The organism is Neisseria sicca 4320 (assembly GCF_000193735.1).
Lineage (GTDB): Bacteria > Pseudomonadota > Gammaproteobacteria > Burkholderiales > Neisseriaceae > Neisseria > Neisseria sicca_E.
The window spans coordinates 1-5582 of sequence record NZ_AEPF01000004.1; the positions used below are offsets into that span (position 1 = coordinate 1).

Genomic DNA, 5582 nt, shown 5'->3' on the forward strand with positions numbered 1-5582 from the left:
TCCGTTTTCAGACGACCTTTATTGCAACTTATTCAAACAAAACTTATTCCGCCAATTCGGTTTGCTGGTGCGACATGAGTTCTTGTCCGACATTGGTCAGGAGGTTGAGGTAACGCTCGTACTGCTTGAGGATGTCGGCGATGAGTTCGCGGCGGTTCATGTATTGCACGTCGTAGCCGCTGCGGCCGTCGAAGAAGTAGGTGTAGGGTTCGTAGGTTACGTTGTGGCGAATGTGCGGGAGGTGTCCGTCTTTGATAAGTTGTTCGGACACTTCGCGTTTGATGGTTTTAATGCCGTACATGAAATCGCGCAGGGACTCTTTGTGGATGGTAAATTCGACGACCGGTTCTTCGCGATCGAAGTGGGTTTGGATGTTGACGCTCAGGCTGTATTTGTCGGACAGCTCCTCGCCCAGTTCGCGCATGGCGGGTAGGGCGGTGGTTTTGAGGAACTTGAGGATGTCTTGTTCCTGCGTTTGGTTCAGCATACGCTCGAGCCTGTCCTGCCAGTTGTCGCCGCTCCAATAGACGCTGGAGGCGGTAACGGCGGTGCTGAAGTATTTGTGGTCGGCGTTTAGTCCGCGCATGAGGCTGAAGCACATGACCAGCATGAGTATGGCGAAAGGCAGGGCGACGATGAGGGTCATGGTTTGCAGGGTGGGCAGTCCGCCGAAGCGCAAGAGGACGGTGGCGGCGGCAGACATCAGCAGCCCCCACATCACTGCCTGCCAACGCGGAGCGGTCAGGCTTTTGTCGCGGGATGCGATGTTGTTGAGAACGTAAATGCCGGAGTCGGCGGAGGTGATGAAGAAGAGGGCGATCACCGTAAGGCTGACGAATCCAGTAATGGTCGGCAACGGGAGGTATTCAAGAAAGCGGAAGAGGAGTTTTTCAGGCGTGCCGGTCAATGCGCCGAGCGCACCTGCTGCGACATGGTCGTTAATCCAAATGGCGGTGTCGCCGAAGATGGTGAACCAGATCACGCAGAACAAGGAGGGAACCGCCAACACGCCGAAAATAAATTCGCGTATGGTGCGTCCGCGCGAGATGCGGGCGATGAAGAGTCCGACGAAAGGCGCCCAAGAACACCACCACGCCCAGTATAAGATGGTCCAGCCGCCGAACCATTCGGTATGGTTTTGTTCGTAGCTGTACGTTTTGAAACTGAGTTGTATGAGGTTGCTCAGGTAAGTACCGAGGTTGTCGTTGAAAGCGGAAAGCAGGTGGAGGGTCGGGCCGGTGGCGAGAACGAAGAACATCAGCGCAAAGGCAAAGGTCAGGTTCAATTCGCTCAGTATTTTCACGCCTTTGCCTATGCCGGAGGCGGCAGAAGCGATTGCCATGCCCATTATGGTGAAAATCACGACGGTTTGCACGGAGAAGGTATTTTCTTCAATCCAGCCCAATTGTTCCAAGCCTGCGCCCAACTGCGTCGCGCCGAAGCCGAGCGTGGTAATGATGCCGAACAGGGTGGCGACCAGCGCAAGAATGTCGATGATGTCGCCCGCCTTGCCGTCGGTTTTCTCTTTCAACAACGGATAAAAGCAGGAACGCAACGAGAGCGGGAGTTTGTAGCGGAAGGCGAAATAGGCAAGCGCCAAGGCGATGACGGCGTAAACCGACCAGGCATGTACGCCCCAGTGGAAAAGCGTATGGAGCAAAGCGTCTTGCTGTTTGATCCCGTCGCCGCCTTCCGTGATGGGGGAAAGGTAGTGGGTGAGCGGTTCCGCCACGCCGAAAAACATCAACCCGACACCCATGCCTGCGGCAAAGAGCATGGCAATCCAAGACAAAAAACCGAACTCTGGCTCTTCTTCGTTGGTGCCCAGTTTGATGTTGCCGAAGCTGCTGATCGAAAGAGCAAGCAGGAAGAAGAAAAAGGCGGAAAATGCCAAGATGTAAAACCAACTGAAATTTTTGAACACGCCTGCTTTGGCGGCATTAAGGACGGTTTCCGCCTGCTGCGGCACCAAAAGCGCAATGCCGATGACCAGCAGCACGAAAGCGAGCGTTACCGAGACGACAAAAGGATTAAACGAAGACCGATTGCGTAAAAAATGAAATAAAGACAAACCTTGACCTCCTTTTAGGATGGTGAGGCAGGCGGACACGGGCGCAAGGCCGTATATGGTTGATTAACAAGAACTAGGAATAAAACATGGTCTGTCGGACGGGATCCGAGACTTTCCCGATTTTTGGTAATCCACTATAAAACGCAGACAAAAAACGAATGACGTTTAAACCGTCCTGCCGGATGAAAAACAAGGGAAAAAGAGAGTAAAAACGAACAGATGAATGAGCCGTAATGAGGGCCGGATGAGACAAAATGGATGATGATTATTTCTTTGTTTGAATGAATAATAACAAAATCAGGGAATTGTTTCAAATCGGGAAAGGATATGCGAAATTCAGTTAGATTTTATTGCCTATGAAAACGGGGGAAGGTCGTCTGAAAGCTGTGAAGTTGATTTTCAGACGACCCGTCCATATGCCGCCGCCTTCCAAAATCAGGTATGATTCCCCCTTTCAAATCAGGAGCCTGACTATGCAGACCCAAGCCGTTATCCGCCATATTGCCGACTGGCTGAAAAACTATGCCGCCGCCGCACACGCCAAGGGGTTTGTCGTTGGGGTTTCCGGCGGCATCGATTCCGCGGTCGTTTCCGCCATCGCGGCACGGACGGGGCTGAAAGTCCTTCTGCTTGAAATGCCCATCCGCCAAAAAGCCGACCAAGTCAGCCGCGCGCAGGAACACATCCGCCGATTGGAGCAGGCGTTTCACAACGTCAGCGGGATGAGTGTGGATTTGACGCCGACTTTCGATACTTTTGCCGCCGATGTCGAAGTCGATGAAACCGAGTTCCCCGCCAAACAGCTTGCGCTTGCCAACGCCCGCAGCCGCCTGCGGATGCTGACGCTTTATTATTACGGACAAATCAACGGCTTGCTGGTTACCGGTACGGGCAACAAAATTGAAGATTTCGGCGTGGGCTTTTTCACCAAATACGGCGACGGCGGCGTGGACATCAGTCCGATTGCCGACTTGACCAAAACCCAGATTTATCAAATTGCCGCCGAACTGGATATCGCCGAGTCCATCCAAAAAGCCGCGCCGACCGACGGGCTTTGGGATACCGAGCGCACGGACGAAGAACAGATGGGCGCAAGCTATCCCGAACTCGAATGGGCGATGGGCGTTTACGGTACGCGTCGTCCCGAAGAGTTTGAAGGCAGGCAGCGCGAAGTCTTGGAAATTTACACCCGCCTGCACAAAGCCATGCAACACAAAGTCAATCCGATTCCTGTCTGCAAAATACCGGAAGAAATGCTGAAATAAGCAAAAGGTCGTCTGAAACTGGTTTTCAGACGACCTTTTTAAAGGCAAAGATGGTATAAGCAACAGCAACCGCTTCACAATATCGACAACACTTACGGCGGATTGCATAAATTATCTGAACTTTACCAAATCCGCCGTTTTGTGTAAAAATACCGCAATGGAAAAAATTACTCACCAAAATCTGCATCCCCTGCTGTCGAAAAGTCTGACTGACACCGATTTCGTCCTTATTCTCAACGCCTTAATCAAATTTTTGCGGCGCGGCGGCAGAAGACAGGCGGCAGAACGCTTCGACCTGATTATCGCCACGCTCAAACAAGACGAAGCACTCGCAAAAAGTTTCAGCGGCCGCTTCTACTACTGGCTTTCGCAAGTCCATATCTATCCCGCGCTGATCAAACTCGGCATCTTCTCGCGAAACAGCTTTGCCCGCGAGATGGGCATACGTATATACGAACGCTTCAGCCCGTCCTACAAAGATTTTGCCAACCTGCGCGAAGTGTTCCTCTATCTTTTCCATTCGGAAAACGACGACGGTTGGCTGCAAACACTCAGCATCCGACAATGGTTGAGCCTTTACGACCATATCCGCTCCAGCGTCGATCCCACCTTGCTGCAAAACGCCTGCCGCCAGTTGGTTGACGCACGTCTGCGCGCTATGGAAATGCTCGCCATTTGGATTGCGTCCGAAGCCCTCGAACCCGACCTCATCCGCATCGCTCCGCGACTGCTCGAAGCCGATTCTCCCTTCATTGCACTTCAGCGCGAAATTACAAAATTGGTTGAACATTACCGCAATAAAACATCCCCTTACGACACTGCCCATCTCGAAGTCATGTTCGACCAATGTTGCAGCCAGATTGATTATCTGCGCCGCAAAGGGACGGGCGCAGGATCAGGCTCGTCCGTCAAAGTCGCCCACCTGCTCGAACGGCTCCAGCAGACCATAGATCGTCTGAAATTGCTTACCGACATCCAAACCGATGCCGGCAACCGCAACCGCCTCACCATTACCCTGATGAACTCCCTCATCTACGCCGCGGTCGAGCAATACAGCACCCGCCACCTGCGCCGCAGCAGCATCCGCATGCTCGCCCGCAGCATTAGCGAAAACAAAAGTCACCACGGCGAGCATTACATCACCCGCAACCGCAAAGAATATTTCAAAATGTTCTACTCCGCAGCAGGCGGCGGCGTCATCATCGCCCTGCTGGCGCTATATAAAATCCATATCGTCTCACTCGGCTTCAGCCCCTTCATTACTTCCTTGTTGGCAGGACTGAACTACGGCATAGGCTTCATGATCATCCACATGCTGCACTGCACCGTCGCCACCAAACAGCCCGCCATGACTGCCGCCAGCTTCGCCGAACAAGTCGATCTCAACGAAGGCGGTAAAACGGTGGACAACAAGCTTGCCAAGCTCCTTATCGACGTATGCCGCTCCCAAAGCGTCGCCGTCTTCGGCAACGTGTCTATCGCCATCCTTTTGGCGTGCGCCATATCGTTCGGCTATGCCCATCTGCACCAACAGCCCATACTCGATGCCCACACCACCGCCTACCAGTTCAAATCCATAGACATCATCCATCATCCGACCCTATGGTATGCCGCCATCGCAGGTTTGTGGCTGTTCTGTTCCGGCATCATCGCAGGCTTCTTCGACAACCGCGCCGACTATCTCAACCTGCGCCAACGCCTGCCCTTCAACCCCTTATTGCGCAAAATCATGCGCCCCAAACCCCGCCGCGTCCTCGCCGCCTACATCCACAAACACTACGGCTCGCTGGTCGGCAACTTCATTTTCGGGATGCTCTTGGGCATGACCGGCTACTTCGGACACCTCCTCGGACTGCCGCTGGACATCCGCCATGTCGCCTTCTCTTCCGCCAACCTCGGCTATGCAGCCGTCAGCGGCAACGTCGGCTTTGGTACATTCATGCTCAGCATTTGCAGCGTCCTCGCCATCGGCTTGGTCAACCTCATCGTCAGCTTCACCCTCGCCCTCTTCGTCGCCCTGCGTTCGCGCGACACAAAAATCGACAGCGTCGGCAATTTGTGCAAAAGTTTCTGGCAGCAGATTAAGGCAAACCCGCTGATCTTGTTTTTCCCGGTTACGCCGCTTCAGACAGATAAAGACGGCGGGAGAGATACTGCCAAAGAGGATGAGGACAAACACTAGCTTGCGAGAAAAGCACTTGCCTTTATCCTTACTCAAGTCTTCCATTTGAATGGATCAAAAAGGT

3 protein-coding genes are annotated in these 5582 nt (G+C 53.3%); 2 read left to right on the top strand and 1 reads right to left on the bottom strand.

The window, feature by feature from the left end; all coding sequences use genetic code 11:
* Positions 1-43: 43 nt before the first annotated feature.
* Positions 44-2071 carry a BCCT family transporter gene (locus tag NSCA4_RS0100110; RefSeq protein WP_016686273.1) on the bottom strand — a complete coding sequence of 676 codons (2028 nt, stop codon included), beginning with the start codon at positions 2069-2071 and terminating at the stop codon, positions 44-46.
* 473 nt (positions 2072-2544) lie between these two features.
* Here NSCA4_RS0100110 and nadE point away from each other — a divergent pair, with 473 nt between their 5' ends.
* Together nadE and NSCA4_RS0100120 are read left to right on the top strand one after the other, a co-directional pair.
* On the top strand, positions 2545-3336 hold the full coding sequence (nadE, locus tag NSCA4_RS0100115; protein ID WP_029609413.1) for an NAD(+) synthase: 792 nt from the start codon (positions 2545-2547) through the stop codon (positions 3334-3336).
* A 157-nt stretch (positions 3337-3493) separates the two neighbouring features.
* Complete coding sequence (locus NSCA4_RS0100120) at positions 3494-5518, top strand: site-specific recombinase (protein ID WP_016686275.1); 2025 nt, start codon at positions 3494-3496, stop codon at positions 5516-5518.
* The last annotated feature ends 64 nt before the right edge of the window (positions 5519-5582 follow it).